This window comes from Flavobacterium sp. HSC-32F16 (genome assembly GCF_024171645.1).
Lineage (GTDB): Bacteria > Bacteroidota > Bacteroidia > Flavobacteriales > Flavobacteriaceae > Flavobacterium.
Window position 1 is genome coordinate 37,709 of sequence record NZ_JALKAC010000008.1, and the last position, 14,365, is coordinate 52,073.

General features: G+C 32.0%; 17 protein-coding genes. 5 read left to right on the forward strand and 12 right to left on the reverse strand.

Annotation, left to right across the window (positions count from 1 at the left end):
* Positions 1 to 73: 73 nt before the first annotated feature.
* Positions 74 to 436 carry a hypothetical protein gene (locus L1276_RS19055; RefSeq protein WP_253790642.1) on the reverse strand — a complete coding sequence of 121 codons (363 nt, stop codon included), beginning with the start codon at positions 434 to 436 and terminating at the stop codon, positions 74 to 76.
* 130 nt (positions 437 to 566) lie between these two features.
* On the opposite strand from L1276_RS19055, the gene L1276_RS19060 reads away from it, so the two are divergent.
* On the forward strand, positions 567 to 1,352 hold the full coding sequence (locus L1276_RS19060) for a zinc-dependent peptidase (protein ID WP_253790644.1): 786 nt from the start codon (positions 567 to 569) through the stop codon (positions 1,350 to 1,352).
* A 13-nt stretch (positions 1,353 to 1,365) separates the two neighbouring features.
* On the opposite strand, the gene L1276_RS19065 is transcribed toward L1276_RS19060, so the two are convergent.
* From L1276_RS19065 to L1276_RS19100, 8 genes are all read right to left on the reverse strand, one after another.
* A complete protein-coding gene (locus L1276_RS19065) occupies positions 1,366 to 2,217 on the reverse strand; it encodes an alpha/beta fold hydrolase (RefSeq protein ID WP_253790645.1) in 852 nt (283 codons plus the stop codon).
* 150 nt (positions 2,218 to 2,367) lie between these two features.
* Entirely contained in the window at positions 2,368 to 3,048 is a 681-nt protein-coding gene (locus L1276_RS19070; protein ID WP_253790647.1) for a metal-dependent hydrolase, read from the reverse strand.
* A gap of 114 nt (positions 3,049 to 3,162) precedes the next feature.
* Positions 3,163 to 5,004: a TlpA disulfide reductase family protein gene (locus L1276_RS19075; RefSeq protein WP_253790649.1), complete on the reverse strand. Its 1,842-nt coding sequence runs from the start codon at positions 5,002 to 5,004 to the stop codon at positions 3,163 to 3,165.
* A gap of 61 nt (positions 5,005 to 5,065) precedes the next feature.
* A complete protein-coding gene (locus tag L1276_RS19080; RefSeq protein WP_253790651.1) occupies positions 5,066 to 5,950 on the reverse strand; it encodes a class I SAM-dependent methyltransferase in 885 nt (294 codons plus the stop codon).
* A gap of 3 nt (positions 5,951 to 5,953) precedes the next feature.
* Positions 5,954 to 6,418 carry a DUF962 domain-containing protein gene (locus L1276_RS19085; RefSeq protein ID WP_253790653.1) on the reverse strand — a complete coding sequence of 155 codons (465 nt, stop codon included), beginning with the start codon at positions 6,416 to 6,418 and terminating at the stop codon, positions 5,954 to 5,956.
* Between the two features lie 48 nt (positions 6,419 to 6,466).
* Entirely contained in the window at positions 6,467 to 7,069 is a 603-nt protein-coding gene (locus tag L1276_RS19090; protein WP_253790655.1) for a DUF2199 domain-containing protein, read from the reverse strand.
* Between the two features lie 26 nt (positions 7,070 to 7,095).
* Positions 7,096 to 7,797 carry a hypothetical protein gene (locus tag L1276_RS19095; RefSeq protein ID WP_253790657.1) on the reverse strand — a complete coding sequence of 234 codons (702 nt, stop codon included), beginning with the start codon at positions 7,795 to 7,797 and terminating at the stop codon, positions 7,096 to 7,098.
* 167 nt (positions 7,798 to 7,964) lie between these two features.
* On the reverse strand, positions 7,965 to 9,194 hold the full coding sequence (locus L1276_RS19100; protein ID WP_253790659.1) for a TMEM143 family protein: 1,230 nt from the start codon (positions 9,192 to 9,194) through the stop codon (positions 7,965 to 7,967).
* Positions 9,195 to 9,420: 226 nt separating this feature from the next.
* Between L1276_RS19100 and L1276_RS19105 the strand changes: the two genes are divergently transcribed.
* Positions 9,421 to 10,374 (forward strand): hypothetical protein, encoded by a 954-nt coding sequence (locus L1276_RS19105; protein ID WP_253790662.1) that lies wholly within the window; start codon positions 9,421 to 9,423, stop codon positions 10,372 to 10,374.
* A 242-nt stretch (positions 10,375 to 10,616) separates the two neighbouring features.
* Here the strand turns inward: L1276_RS19105 and L1276_RS19110 are convergent, their stop codons facing one another.
* Positions 10,617 to 10,802 (reverse strand): hypothetical protein, encoded by a 186-nt coding sequence (locus L1276_RS19110; protein ID WP_253790664.1) that lies wholly within the window; start codon positions 10,800 to 10,802, stop codon positions 10,617 to 10,619.
* Between the two features lie 133 nt (positions 10,803 to 10,935).
* On the opposite strand from L1276_RS19110, the gene L1276_RS19115 reads away from it, so the two are divergent.
* Entirely contained in the window at positions 10,936 to 11,628 is a 693-nt protein-coding gene (locus L1276_RS19115; RefSeq protein ID WP_253790666.1) for a S24 family peptidase, read from the forward strand.
* A gap of 310 nt (positions 11,629 to 11,938) precedes the next feature.
* Here the strand turns inward: L1276_RS19115 and L1276_RS19120 are convergent, their stop codons facing one another.
* Positions 11,939 to 12,403 carry a hypothetical protein gene (locus L1276_RS19120; protein ID WP_253790668.1) on the reverse strand — a complete coding sequence of 155 codons (465 nt, stop codon included), beginning with the start codon at positions 12,401 to 12,403 and terminating at the stop codon, positions 11,939 to 11,941.
* A gap of 283 nt (positions 12,404 to 12,686) precedes the next feature.
* Between L1276_RS19120 and L1276_RS19125 the strand changes: the two genes are divergently transcribed.
* Together L1276_RS19125 and L1276_RS19130 are read left to right on the forward strand one after the other, a co-directional pair.
* Positions 12,687 to 13,103 carry a hypothetical protein gene (locus tag L1276_RS19125; protein ID WP_253790670.1) on the forward strand — a complete coding sequence of 139 codons (417 nt, stop codon included), beginning with the start codon at positions 12,687 to 12,689 and terminating at the stop codon, positions 13,101 to 13,103.
* A 235-nt stretch (positions 13,104 to 13,338) separates the two neighbouring features.
* A complete protein-coding gene (locus L1276_RS19130; RefSeq protein WP_253790672.1) occupies positions 13,339 to 13,620 on the forward strand; it encodes a hypothetical protein in 282 nt (93 codons plus the stop codon).
* 162 nt (positions 13,621 to 13,782) lie between these two features.
* Here the strand turns inward: L1276_RS19130 and L1276_RS19135 are convergent, their stop codons facing one another.
* Positions 13,783 to 14,286, reverse strand: coding sequence for a hypothetical protein (locus L1276_RS19135; protein ID WP_253790674.1), 504 nt, complete (start codon positions 14,284 to 14,286; stop codon positions 13,783 to 13,785).
* Positions 14,287 to 14,365: the final 79 nt, after the last annotated feature.

Below are 14,365 nucleotides of genomic sequence, written 5' to 3' on the forward strand. Positions count from 1 at the left end.
ATACATTGGTTTTGTGTTTATGTAAATTTAATAATAAACTTAACATATTTATAAACAAATAAATAGCGTTTTTTTATTCAATAACCAATTTTACATATTTTGTTCCGTCTTCATCAATATCTTCAGCATTGTAAGCGCGTTTTCCAATCAGGTTTTTAACCGCTTTTTGTGCATCTTCTAAATCACCTCCTAATTCAAGCGTAACCACTTTTGAAGTATTAAAAGCATCTTCATCAACAAAATCAGAAACGTGCAGGTAAAATTCATCCAGAATATCTTCAAGCGGATATTGTGAATCTTCATTTTCTTCTAATTCATATGTAACGGCAAATACATATAAATCACCATCATTTTTGTCAAAGTAAATTCCGTTTTCTATTAATTCATAATTTGGACTCTTGTATTTATCCAATTCAATCTGCCTTATATTTTTCATTTTTAATAAAAGTTATTTACGATTTGGTTTAAGATTATCAGGCTAATATAAAGAAATATTTAATTTCAATTTTATATTTTAGCAAAACAGAGACCAATAAAGCTTTCTGTTTTTAAATTGAATTAAAACTATGCTTTTTCTCTTTTTAGGCGGCATTTTATTTGTCTTAATAATTGTGTTCAGAATCATTGAACCCACTTATTTATTGCTTTTTAATAAGCCGTTGTTTATTTTTTGGCATCCCATTTTAAATAAAATGAATGGTGCCGATAAAACGATTTTGCGTCGTGAATTTCCATTTTATTTAAACCTTCCAGATAAAAAGAAAGCCTATTTTGAACATCGTGTAAAATGTTTTATAGACCGTTATAATTTCGACGGAAAAGACATTGAAGTTACGCAGGAAATGAAATTAATCATTGCAGGAACCTACGTAATGCTCACTTTTGGAATGCGAACCTATCTGCTCGAATTATTTGAAAACATTGTAATCTATCCCTCAGTATATTATTCTGCAATTAATGAGGAATATCATAAAGGAGAATATAACCCCAGAATGAAATCGGTTGTTTTTTCGTGGGAAGATTTCTTTAAGGGACATCAAAGCAAAGACAATATTAATCTCGGATTACATGAATTTACACATGTTCTGCATTTCTATTCCAGAAAAAGTGCAGATCCCAGTGCCGTCATTTTCTATGATGAATTTACTGAAATAGAAAAATATTTTGACCAGCAGCACTTAACGAATAAGCTTAAAGAAAAGCAATACTTTAGAGAATATGCTTATACCAGCAAATTTGAATTTCTTGCCGTAATTCTGGAACATTTTTTTGAAACTCCGGAAATCTTTAGAAAAGAATTTCCGGAGCTGTATGAAAATGTGCGAGCCATGATTAACTTTAGTGAAGTTTAAAATTCACGAAGGTCTATTTTGTATTCTGTAAAAAAGTTTCGATATAATTTATTACCAATGGAATATTTTGATGCTGAGGAGCATGTCCTGTTTGTGGCAGCAAAATTAGTTGTGATGTTGGCAGTTGTCTCGTCAGCGGATACCAATTTTCTACAGCGAAACTCGTATCATGATCTCCAGAAATAATTAAAATGGGTGTTTTTGTAGTTGTTAGTTTATCTCTATAATTGTCTTTGTCTTCGGCAGCGTTTTCGCCTCCTGCAAAATACAGTTGAAAAATATCCATAGTCGAAGGAATTTTAGAAACATCAATTCTTTGAGCAATGCGGTCATGAGAAGCTTTTGCTGCCTTTTTACTTTCTTCAGATTCCGGTTCGAAAAAAAGAATAACTTCATCATTAAAATCATTTACTGGTTTTAGCGCATGATCCAGAAATGATTGTTCCAATGGTATGACTCTTTTTCCTATCGGCCCCGTTCCCAGTAATATAGTATGTGTAACCAATTCCGGGTATTGGTGTATTGCCGCTTGTGTCACTAATCCGCCATACGACCAACCCATAAAAATGGCACTTTTAATTTTCAGAAAATCAGCGAGATCTTTTACATCTTTAGCTACTTCTTTAACGTTCGTTGGCAGCGTTCCTGTTGAATAGCCAATTCCGGAATAATCAAAAGTAATAACCTGATGTTTCTCGGCCAGAAGATCCAAAAACAATGGATCCCAAGTATCCAATGTTCCTCTAAAACGATTAATTAGAATTATCGGACTTCCTTCGCCTATAGAACGATAAGCAATTTTTCTTTCGGAAAGTTCTGCAAATTGGGTTTCAGAATTCGATGCGTTTATTTTTGATGTACTCATTACTTTTAAGATTTTGGTTAATAATTAATTAAGAAACAATTTTAATGCCTTTTGAAAAAATATTTAAAATCAGGCTTCAACAGAATATGACGTTTATTTTTTCAGTTTTATTTCGCTAAAAAAATAGCCATTCACGAAATATAGAAAATGTTACAGTTCAATTGTATCGCCTATTTTTGGTAAAAAAAGATTAAAACCAGCTTTTTGAAAATCGGCTAAAGCTTTTTGATGATCCATTTTTATAAAACCAAAAGTGTCGTAATGAACACCTAATATTTTATTGACTCCAACCAGTTTCGAAGCTTCAATTGCTTCTTCAACTCCCATTGTTAAACCATCGCCAATTGGGAAAACAGCAAAATCAAGTTTGGTAAATTTCGGAATCAGTTTCATGTCTAAAGTCAGGGCAGTGTCGCCGCTGTAATAAAAATTCCCATCAGAAGTCGTTATAACAAAACCAGTGGCAATTCCGCCATAACTTCCATCTATAAAACTGCTTGGATGCTGTGCTATAACACATTTGACAGTTCCAAAATCAAAACTGAATTTTCCGCCCGGATTTATTGGATGTGCATTTTCAATTCCGTTTTTTAAAAGCCAGTTGTAGATTTCAAAGTTTCCCAGGACTTTAGCTCCGGTATTTTTAGCAATTCTTTCAACATCCAGAATATGATCGTAATGTGCATGCGAAATAAAATTATAATCAGCTTTTATTTCGTCGACATTAATGTGTTTGGCTAATTCATTTGGTGTAATAAAAGGGTCAAAAAGAAGATGTTTTCCGTTAGCATAAACAGAAAAACACGAATGGCCGTAATACGTTAGTTTCATAAAATATGTTTTTTAGGATTAATAATCTGTTGATTTTTAGTTCAATAAAGATACCAATAAAAAATGCGCAGTTGTTTTTACTGCGCATTTTAAACTTTAAGATTTTGAGTAAATCTATTTTAATTCATTGTCAATCATTTCTTCTAAGTTACCGTTATCATGGCCTGAAAACAGAATATTTCCATCTTTCCCAATAAGAATAGATGTTGGAATTCCATTTATTCTATAATTAGCCACCACTTCTGATTTAGAATCAAAAACAACATTAAAATTGTATTTTTTTTCAGTTATATAATTTGTAACGTTTTTTAAAACTTCATCTTCTTTTTTGTTTTCCCAGGTATTTATAAATAAAAAAGCGACATCCTTGTCTTTGTATTGCGCAACTAATTCCTGCATTTTAGGGAAAGAAGCTTTACAGGGACCACACCATGTTGCCCAAAAATCAAGTACTACAACTTTACCTCTGTAATCTGAAAGTTTGACTTCTTTTCCTTCCATATTTTTCAAAGCAAAATCAGTTGCAACAGCAGTTCCAAAAGTATCTATTACATTTTTCGCTCTGGCCGCTTTAAGGTTTTGATCTGCTTTTTCTTTTAATTTTTCATAGCCATCAGGAGGAAGATTTTGTGCGGCGTATATTTCTTTTAATTTGGTAATGAATATTGCTGGAGGAACAGTATTGCTATTGATTTCATTTTCGATATATTCTTTAATTTCACCCTGACTTTTGACTTTTTCAAGAATCGCTAAATAACATTCCTTACCATTAGAATCTAATCCTCCAATTTTTCTTAAATTGTCCTGATAATTAAAGGCCTCTTTATATTTACCTTGTTTGTAAAGTATATGAGCATATGTATCTGCATACATATTGTACAAACTTTGATAGTCCGGAAAATAATTTTCTTTTTTCTTTTCCTCCAAAAGGTCTAATGATCTTTTAGAAATCGCTGCAGCAAAGTCAAGATCTTTGCCGGGAGCTTTTAAGGATTCTCCAGACAAAATCCAGGCAGCGTCGTTATATGTACTTGAGGGATTATATAAATAAGACTCGATTGATTTTGCTTTTTCAAGATCTTTTTTATCCAGATATATGCGTGCTAAATTTCCATAGAAATAACTTAATGATCTTTTAGAATGATCATTAAATTTTGTTTTAAGCGTATTTATTGATTCTAAAACATAAGCTTCGTTCTTGTCAGGATGATCTATAAAACCTTGAATAAATGTTGTTTTTTGCATTTCCCCGTTCGGGTATTTTTTTAAGACATCTTTTTTAATTTTTTCTGTTTCTGCTGTCATACCATACCTTCCGTATATATAATAGGCGGTAACTAAACTACTTTCAGTGTTTTTCTTCATACATCTTTCGGCAAAAGCTATTGTTTCATCCTTAAGCTCTGATTTTTTAACTTTTCCCAGATTGTACAAGTAATTGAAATAAGGTTTGTCATTTTTTAATTCAGGATATTTTTTGAACAAAGCTTCATATTCAGGAACCAGATTCTCTGGCTTATCATCTAAATCTAGTTTGAATAAATTAATACCATAATGGCGAATGAAAATTTCATTAGCCTGCGTTTTGCCTAATTCAGACTCATTTTCTGTTTTAAGAGGTACGATATATCCTTTATTATTATTGTTATCGGCAATTTTTTGCAAGTCGCTTATTACAACTAAAATCGTTCTGGCAGCATCTGGAACTTTTGCGGTAAATTCATAACCTTTTTCACTTTTCTTTACTGGACTTAAATCTAAACCAAAATCATCATCAAAAGCATATAGAACATTAGCTTTAGAGTTAGGTTCTATTACTAAACCTGCTGGTGGTTCGTACACATAAGTATTTTCAACACCTGCTTTGAATTTTGCGTTTTTTAAATAGATTTTCCCGTTTTGAGAAAACGCGTTATTAATTAGTATAAATAATAAGAAAAAGGTGATTTTTTTCATTCGTTTTTGTGGTTTTTGGTTAGATGATTAGAGAATAGGAGTATTGTCAATATTTTTTTAATCAATAGTTTGAATCTTTTTTTATCCCAAACACCGTTCTGTAAAACTCATATCCATTTTCAGCACGATCAGGAAGAAACCTTTGGCGGTATTCATCAGCTCCTAAATCTTCTAAAAGCTGTATGTTGAACTGATTTAAATACTCAGGTAATTCATTGGGTATAAAACCAAAAGTCCAATGTTCTTCTAATTTTTCAAGATCTTTTAAAAGCTTTTCTCCGCCTAAAAATAATTCAGGTTTATAAAGTATTTCTTTATGGACATAAGTAAAAATAACGCAGCTGTTTTTAGCAAATTTAGAAATGAAAGAAAAGGTGCTTTTTACTGCTTCTTCGGTTAGGTAATTGGTTACACCTTCCCATATTACGGCCGTAGGTTTAGAAAAATCCAGGTTGTTTTCTACTGCCAATTGATCGAGGCTTTGTTTGTTAAAATCAATTTGAAGAAAAGTGACGTTTTCTGGAATTCTGCCAATACGTTTTTTATAGATTTCGGCTTTAAAGTTTGACGTATTAGGATGATCAATTTCTATTACAGGAACTGATTTTAAAAAATCAAGACGTATGGCTCTGGTGTCAAAACCAGCCCCTAAAATTATAACTTGCTCAACACCTTTTGAAACGGCTGTTTTAAGCAATTCGTCAATATATTTTGTTCTGGCAATTCCAGAAGATAAAGCACCCGGAATCTTTTTGTTAATTACATTGTTGATGTATTTTGCAAAAACCGGATATTTGGACAATCGAACAGCGAGCCTTAATTTAGAATCTACAAAATGTACAGCATAAGGATCTGAAAAAAGTCGGTTATTTTGACTGCGTTTAGTTTCCAGCGCTCTAAAGAAAGCCATATATTGAGCTGTTCTGCTGGTTTTTTGAGCTTTCATGATTTACTTTCTTGAAAATAAATTTTCTACAACCCAAGCCGGACCAATCAATAAAAACTGGAGGTCTTTTAAGAAAGACGGTTTTTTGCCTTCAATATTATGACCATAAAACTGCCCAATCCAAGCAATTACAAAAACGCCGATCGAGAATGCCCATAACGGAAAAATCTGGCCGATATAATAATTAACAACCAGACAAATTCCTGAAAAAACGGCAATTTTTAACGCCATTGCAATCGATAATCTTATATAGAAAATAAGAACAAAAAGCAAAACTACAAAAGCCCAGTTTTCGATAATGGGTGCATTTAGTTTTAAAGTATTGGCAATAATACCACTCGGAATACTCATTAATAAACCTACAATAGAAAAGTAAATTGCCGGAACGCAAATGTAATGTATCGCTTTGTTTTTTGGGTTTTGATGACTTACGGCATATTCTGCAAACCATTGGTCTAATGTTCTCATTTTTTTGGTTTTATAAGGTTAGTTACCGTAAATCTAATAAAATTTCCGTTAGTTTTTACCGTGTTGTATTTTCATTATTTCATTTACAATAGCGACGGCTTTTTCAAAAGTAATTCCGTTTTCCTGATCGATTTTTAAAGGATGATTTTCTTCGATCATTTTTATTTCGGGAATAAGTCCCAGTTCTTGTTCTATGGCAATGGTTTTAAGAGAAATGGTTTTGCCATACGCAGGAACATCAGTCTGCATCCATCCAAAATAAGGTTCTTGGTTAACACGATTTGGATCTTCCCATAAATCCATTCGCAGGCAGAAATTATCCTTACTTATAGTGGTCCAGACATTAAAAACGAGATCTTCATGATAATCGATTATCGGGATGGTTAATCTTCCTCGGTGAAAAAAATGTTCTTCATCGACATAACACCAGCTCCCGCCATACTCAATTCGCTGTTCTCTTTCTTCAGGCGGAACAGAATAGTAGTAAGCAGGAAATTCATTGCCGAAACATAAAGGCATTTCGTCGTAAGTTTCGCCGCAGCAAGAACAGGTATAATTTGAATTTGTTTCGTTTGAAGAAGAATTGGATAGTTTCAAAGGATATTTTTTTGTGAGGTTGTAAATTCTAAAAAGCGGCGCAGAAGTTTTCATTCTCCTGCGCGCTTTAATTAATTGGATTAAAATATATCACTGGTATCAGTTACTAATTTTAATTTTTTAAATCGGCTTTTGTCATAATCGATTCGGCTGGCTTTTACCGCTACAGGAAAAAGGGTGTCTGTATTAGAAACCATTTTGAGCTGTTTCTGGTTGTTGATTGTAAAATCGACTTTACCGCTGGCAATTTCGTTTAAACTGGCCACTAAATTATTTTCTAAAACAAAATCAGTTTCTATATCAACAATTACATTTTTTGCGAAAACAATACCGCTTATAACCAGAATATAATTTCGGTTGGCATTTTTTAGAAGAGAAGGATTTGGATGCAGAAAATCGGCTCCAAACATATAATCTTCCAGATTTCCCATTGCATATTCTTTGGTAACCGAATTATCATAACTGATGGTTACTTTTTTTCCTGATTTAATTTTTGAAGTTAATTCAAATGTTCCCAAACCAAGCGTCTCCATGATTTGTTGAAGAAGTGTGATACCAATATTAAATCCGTAATCATCTTTTTGGGTAGAATTGATGTTTAGTGCCGGATTTTCAATTTCGTTTAAAACCACATTGCTTTTAAAAGCATGCTCTATATGGGCGTAATAAAGCTGTGCTTCGTCAAATGGTTTTTTAATCCATAATTGCAATGGCTTGTGGTTTCTAACAGGGCCCTGAATAATATCATAGCCCTGATCGCTTAAAAAATTTGTAAGTTTCATTTTTTGGGGTCTTTAAAGTTATCTTACTCGTTATTGATAACAATTGTTTGTGAGGTTAAATATAATTTAAAATCTACAATTGTTCTTACAAAATTACGGATTGATAAAGAAGTATGCTCCTAAAAAATATATTATTTAAGTTAAAAAATCGCATTTAAATTTTAAACTTAATTCTGATTGTATTGAAAAACATTATCCCACAATTCATCAATTTTAATTAACGCTTCGTTTAACGGAATAACCTTCCATTTTCCGTTGTTCTCAATTCCAAGACCAATACTTTCTAGTTTTAGTAAGGCATCGTTTACATCAAAATCCAGTTCGGTTTTTAAGTTTGAGGCAAACCAGGATTCAATCTGAAAATCCAGTTCCTGAGCCGTTAATGGTGTTTGGCTTCGGTTTAAAAAAGCATAAGCCAAAATGGTTTCTTTTAAAGCTTCTTCTTCGGATGAATTTAAAAGCGAATAAAAAGCACCGCTGTTGTTTCCAAGATTTTTGAAATACAGACTATCAGAAAGTGTTTTAGAATATCTGATTTTCTTGTTTATGAAATTATTGTATTGGCGGAAACAATAAGCAGCCAAAATTCCCAAAGCAATCAAGCCTTGATTTAAAGACGTTTTACTGTTTAATAAATCGATCGTTTCGCCGGTTTGGTAAGCCTCATACATATTAATAAGAGCCGGAATTACTTTGGCACTTAAAAGCGAAATTCCACCAAAAACACCAGGAACCCAAAGCAGCATTTTGTCTTTGAGAGACATTTTAGGAACTGCATTTGGAAAAACAGTTTCAAGATCATTTTTAGGAACACGCTTAAAGATTTTTAATGCGATCGAACCCGGATCAATTGGCATTTTTCCTAATTTAACCTTTTTTGCGGCCAGATAATCGGCGTCGCTGTAATTAAGGTAAATAAGAACTCTTTCATAATATTCGATTTCAACTTCTTTTTTCCAGAAAAAATATTTTTTGACTTTTTCCTTTGCTTTATGATGACCGCGCGCATACAATTCGTAATCTTTAAAAGCATTAAAATCAATTATCAAATTTAAACCAATTAAATCAGATTCTTCAAAAGCTTCTTTTAAAGTTTCTTCGTTAATTCGGTAATAATTACCGCGTTCTAAAACAGTAAGAAGGGTTTCTTTAAAAATCGAAAAATCACTTTTACCAATATAACCTTCGCGTTCTTTTTCGCTTAAATCCGGATCATATAAAGCGTAGTTTTGCTTTAGGTTTCGGTTTAGATTAAAAGATTCATAATGATAATAATGTTCGATAATTTCGAAAAGTTTTCTAAAATCATCAATCTTTTCTTTGTCTTCGGCGAAAGCTGCAATTTGTTGCTCGAGTAAGAATTCCTTATTAAAGGGAATGTAATGTTCTCGTGTCATATTGATTTTGGGCTTTAATTTATTATTGGGCGTGGAGGCTGCAAAGATATAGTTTTGTTTCAAGTTTCAAGTTGATTTTTCAGTCGCTAAACGGCTAAGTTTTTGTTTCAGGTTTTATTGAATAAAAAAATCTGCTGAATCTGTTAAATCTGCGTGAAATAATAATAATTTTATATCTAAATATTTAATTGTCAATTTAAAAGATTTTTTGATTAACCCATTTTCTATGGAAAAAATTCTAGCTTATATCGACTTACTCGGCTTTACGAAGATGATTGAAAAAGACCATCAAAAGGCCGAAGAATTGCTTTTGCAGTTTTATGATATTGCTTTTAGAATTATAAAAGATGACAAAAGGCTTAAAGGGAACATTTCTTCAGATTGTCTTTTGGTTTATTCCGAGGATTATTCGGCGCTTATAAACTGTCTTACCGAAATTTACCGCGAATGTTTTCTGCTTAATGATTCTTTTACTGATACTGATTTTTATTTACTGCCTCGCGGTGCTGTAAGTGTGGGCGCGATGACAATTGGAGAAAGAGACACATCGGTAACCATTACAAAAGATTTTATGATTGGCAAAGCGCTGGTGCATTCGTCTAAACTGGAGCCGCGGATAAAAGGAAGCCGGCTTTTAATTGCCGTTAATGCCGAAGATAAAATTCAGAAAGCAGCCTTGCTGGAAAATAATGCGATCAAGAGTACGCTGTATCAAAACTGTACTTTTAAATTCTGGCCGGGTTACCATTATGTAGATGCTTTATGGTTTCTGGATCTTAATAAAACGCCGGAAGAGCAAAAGAAACAGGTTTTACAACTTTTAAATATCGCCATAAAACTGACGAATGATAACAGCAAAAACAGCAAAATTGCCGAACATTATATCAATACGCTCAGAATTGGCCTGTTGAGTTATTCTAAATTTGTTGAAAACGGAAATGACAGTGTTTTACAAACTATTATAAAAGATTTTAAAAACGGAAAATATTGGTTTTTATGGCTTACTGTGATTGAAATTGCGATTAACCGCCAAACTGAAAACAAGAAAGCTGAGTGGTCTTTTGTTCTTAATTTTTGCAAAAAAATAAGTCTTGATAAAAGCTGGATTTTTGTAATTGAAGAAATAAACAAACCCGAGAAATTGTATTTAAAAAAAGCACTTAAATCTTTTTTGGGATAAAAAAAACAAAAGCCGTAAGATGATTTTACGGCTTTGCTTTCCTAGGGGCTTACTATTAGATACGCCCGGATTAGCTGCATATCTAATATTGTAATCTATTTTTTAAATAGATATGATTTGGTCCTTTCATATAGTTACCTGGAAAGATAGCGGTTTTCTAAATACTTTTATGAATACTCCTGATGAAAAGAGAGGACCATTGTTTTTGGATATTATGGTTTTCTGCCCTAGTAAATTGTATATTAAAGTTTACTTTGTTCGTCTCTTAATCTTTTGGCCTGACTTTCTCTTACTATTTTATATTCATTGTCTAGTCTCTTGTATTCAGCCTTAATCATATCGCATATAATGCCTGTACGGTCGCCTCGAATCGATTTACGGATATAATCGTAAGAATAACCGTGTTTTTCTTTTATAATCTTTAACACTTCTTGGTTGTAACTTGGCTGAGATTTTATATTTTTGCGCATTGTATATTTTGTATTAAAAGTAAGACAAATATACGTAGGATATTTCTTAGTTGCAAATATATTGTAAGATATTTTATAAAAAATAAAGATTATGGCGGAGAATACAATTAAAAGAATTAAACAGTATTTAGATCACAAAGGGGTTAGAGTAAGGGCGTTTGAAAGAGTAGTAGGAATGTCTAATGGTTCGTTTGCCAGTCAATTAAAGAATAATAAAACAATTGGTGTAGATAAATTAGAAAATATCTTACAGCAATATCCGGATATCAATTCAGAGTGGCTTTTAAGAGGGCATGGTGAAATGCTGTTGTACAATAGTTTAAATGAAGAACGAGTAGTTTATAAAAAGACCGAAAAGGCGCAGAGCCGTAATATTCCAGTCTATGATATTGAAACTACTCAGGAAATTATCAACTTATTTGGAGAAAATAATATTCAAAAACCTCTAAGTTTTTTAAATCTTCCAAGAATTTCCGAATACGACGGAGCTTTATATTTAATAAACGAAAGTATGTATCCGCTTTTAAAAACGGGTGATATCGTAGTTTATAAACGAATACATAATCCTGAAAATAATATCATTTGGGGCGAAATGTATTTGATATACGTTAACAATGATAATAACGACTATTTTTTAAACAGTTATTTAAAACAATCAGATCGTGAAGGATATGTGCAATTTATATCCTATAATCCGGATCATCAAACGGTTGAGTTTCCCATCAGCAGTATTAAAGCGCTCGCCATGGTAAAAGCATCGCTTCGATTTAATACTCAGTTTTAAGCTGCAGAACACTTTTAGTAAAAAAAGATAAAAAGAAAAGTGGGATTTCTAATCGTTACCAGCGATTTGAAATCCCACTTTCTTGTTCCAAAAAAAAAAGTGACAAAATTTAACAAGCTTTCTTTCGAAAAACTATATTCTAAAATAAAAAAATTATTGCATGCAATTATACAGCTAAATAAAATTCAGGCGCCGCGTATTTATACCTGTTTTTCCTTTTTTTAAGGCTCAAAGATGCAAAAGTTCACGAACTCAAAGAAGATAAAGGTTGAGTTTAGAAAATGTTGTTATTGGAATAAAATGAATATGGTTAATTAAATTCAGATTTTTTTAATTCGATGACTTTTTCGATATACTGTATTAAATTCTCTCTTTCTAAAGAAAATAAGGCCGTTTCATCTTCGGTTTTTAAATACAAATCAGCGATATTTTCAGCATTCATGTTTTGGGTTAAATAATGATGCTCAGCGTATTTTATTAGATTGTCGAAAAAAAGTTCTTTTATGCGTCCTTTTTCGAGAGTTTCAGCATCTGCATTTTTAATTTTTTCTATTTCAGATTCAGGTAAGTCAATCGTGAGGTAAGTAGTGTCTACAGGAACTTTTAAAAGCATTTCGGGAGTAGTTTTTCCCGAAGCATTGCAGTAAGCACATGGCGCGGGAACCCATTTTAATTGTTTGTTTAAACGTCGTATATCTTCCCAGTCTACAAATCCTTTTCCAAGGCATCTTGGGCATTCTAAATCTGATTTTTTAAATACATTAAAAAAGGACATTTTGCTGAAAATTTTGGTTAGTGGTTCATGACTGCGAAGATACTTATTTATGTAAGAAAAGTATTTTAAAGGCATTATTTTTTGTAGAATAAAGATTCCTAAGAGCCATTTAGAACTTTCTGGAGCTATATACAGCCTGTTTTGGCAGTGTTTTATTTAATTTAGAATTAAATTTAAACATGGATATTAGATAAGTATTTAGTAGATAATGTACAAAGCAATTTATGGGTAATGTTATAAATTTGAGTGAAAATTTTAATTCGTACCACAAATTATCTTAAAAATGGAAAATATACAGACAACAAAAACGCAGAATTTCTTTAGAATTCTATTAGGAATTTTTATGATTACAGCCGCAATAGGACATTTTACTTTTCAAAGAGCCGATTTTCAGGCACAAGTTCCAAATTGGATACCGCTCGACAAAGATCTGGTTGTAATTCTCTCCGGAATTGTAGAAATAACATTAGGACTTAGTATGTTGTTTTTAACTCGATATAAAGTTTTTGTGGGTATTGCGCTGGCTGTATTTTATGTATTGATTTTTCCGGGTAACATAGCTCAATATTTAAACAAAACTTCCGCTTTTGGACTCGACACAGATCAGGCGCGTTTAATAAGATTGTTTTTTCAGCCCGTTTTAATTTTTCTGGCTTTGTGGTCAACTGGGGCGATTACGTATTTTAAAAGGAAATTCTGAAATTTAAATTTGTAAGAAAATATCTTATTTTTTTATTCTTTGTATAGCTTTAATTTTGTACGTTTGTCATCGACAAAACATTTATTAGGATTATATACTGAGACTTTTCAAAGTTTTATATAATCGAAGCCCTCATTCACGTTGCTGGAGCTAGTGATAGCCCTAATCTCATTCCTAAGGAATGTTTTGTCACAACCGAAGATGAGGGTTTCGTGCGTTTTAATATTTTCAGAACATGACAAAAGAAAATCAAAAAACACACCGCGACGTAATGCGGTCAGTAGCCATTTTCGTCTCAAATTTAAGTTTCGACGGCGAATTTCAAAAACATCCAATGTATTTGCAAGAAGTTTTCGAAGTATTGCTCAATACCGAATTTGGGAACGATCTCGTTTTAAGACAAAAAATGTTAGCCTGCCTCAAAACCAGCAGAGATTTGGTTAAAGTTTTATCTCAGTTTACAGATAAACAAATTCAAAAAGCCTGCGATAATGTGACAATGGTCAAAGCAATTTAGGTTTTGTTATTCTAAAAATTAAAAGCTCCGTTTGCGGAGCTTTTTTTGTGTTTTGATTTGAAAGATTAGCTTTTTCTATTGCTGGTGTTCAAAAGCGAGATGCTTGCGCTAGCGGGAAAAACTATCTAATATGAAATATGTTTTTAAATGTTTATATCATAATTATATGTTTTTTAATAATTCAAATTTATCAAATAATGAGTCTCTATTGAATGTTCTAAAGAGTTCATTTATATTGTTTTCTATTTTGCTAGAGATATATTCAGGCGTTTCAATTGGCAATAATTCATCTAATTTGTGAGGATTGAAGGGGCTTTTTGGCCAAGCAACCAAATGATAAAAAGGGTCAGTGCTGTCTTCAACAATTGTTTTGTCAAATGAAAAAATCCCTTTCTTTGCAATTCTAATAAAATCAGTTAGATAACGATCTTTTTCTTGTGCATTTTTAAATTTTAAAAGTTGCTGCAAATTAGGGTTAATCTGAACTTCAAAAACAGAATCAAAATCATAGACAATAGATTTATTTCTTATTAATAATTGATCTAATGCTGCTAATTCAGTTGGAAGTATAGCGCCAGCTGATGCAATATGAATTATGAAGCAATCATGAATCTTTAGAAAAATATCTATATCGTTTGTTAGTAAATATGTTAGTTCGTAGGCCATTAGTTTCCAAAAATAGTTAAACAATTATTACATCTTTTTATAACTTTTGTTATACACTGCTCCAATTATTGTTGCTGGT

Coding starts and splice junctions, on each gene's coding strand:
- L1276_RS19080 (WP_253790651.1), bottom strand. CDS start 5,950: ATGAAAGCTCAAAAAACCAGCAGAACAGCTCAATATATGGCTTTCTTT.
- L1276_RS19070 (WP_253790647.1), bottom strand. CDS start 3,048: ATGAAACTAACGTATTACGGCCATTCGTGTTTTTCTGTTTATGCTAAC.
- L1276_RS19130 (WP_253790672.1), top strand. CDS start 13,339: ATGACAAAAGAAAATCAAAAAACACACCGCGACGTAATGCGGTCAGTA.
- L1276_RS19115 (WP_253790666.1), top strand. CDS start 10,936: ATGGCGGAGAATACAATTAAAAGAATTAAACAGTATTTAGATCACAAA.
- L1276_RS19135 (WP_253790674.1), bottom strand. CDS start 14,286: ATGGCCTACGAACTAACATATTTACTAACAAACGATATAGATATTTTT.
- L1276_RS19055 (WP_253790642.1), bottom strand. CDS start 436: ATGAAAAATATAAGGCAGATTGAATTGGATAAATACAAGAGTCCAAAT.
- L1276_RS19120 (WP_253790668.1), bottom strand. CDS start 12,403: ATGTCCTTTTTTAATGTATTTAAAAAATCAGATTTAGAATGCCCAAGA.
- L1276_RS19125 (WP_253790670.1), top strand. CDS start 12,687: ATGGAAAATATACAGACAACAAAAACGCAGAATTTCTTTAGAATTCTA.
- L1276_RS19075 (WP_253790649.1), bottom strand. CDS start 5,004: ATGAAAAAAATCACCTTTTTCTTATTATTTATACTAATTAATAACGCG.
- L1276_RS19085 (WP_253790653.1), bottom strand. CDS start 6,418: ATGAGAACATTAGACCAATGGTTTGCAGAATATGCCGTAAGTCATCAA.
- L1276_RS19095 (WP_253790657.1), bottom strand. CDS start 7,797: ATGAAACTTACAAATTTTTTAAGCGATCAGGGCTATGATATTATTCAG.
- L1276_RS19060 (WP_253790644.1), top strand. CDS start 567: ATGCTTTTTCTCTTTTTAGGCGGCATTTTATTTGTCTTAATAATTGTG.
- L1276_RS19065 (WP_253790645.1), bottom strand. CDS start 2,217: ATGAGTACATCAAAAATAAACGCATCGAATTCTGAAACCCAATTTGCA.
- L1276_RS19105 (WP_253790662.1), top strand. CDS start 9,421: ATGGAAAAAATTCTAGCTTATATCGACTTACTCGGCTTTACGAAGATG.
- L1276_RS19100 (WP_253790659.1), bottom strand. CDS start 9,194: ATGACACGAGAACATTACATTCCCTTTAATAAGGAATTCTTACTCGAG.
- L1276_RS19090 (WP_253790655.1), bottom strand. CDS start 7,069: ATGAAAACTTCTGCGCCGCTTTTTAGAATTTACAACCTCACAAAAAAA.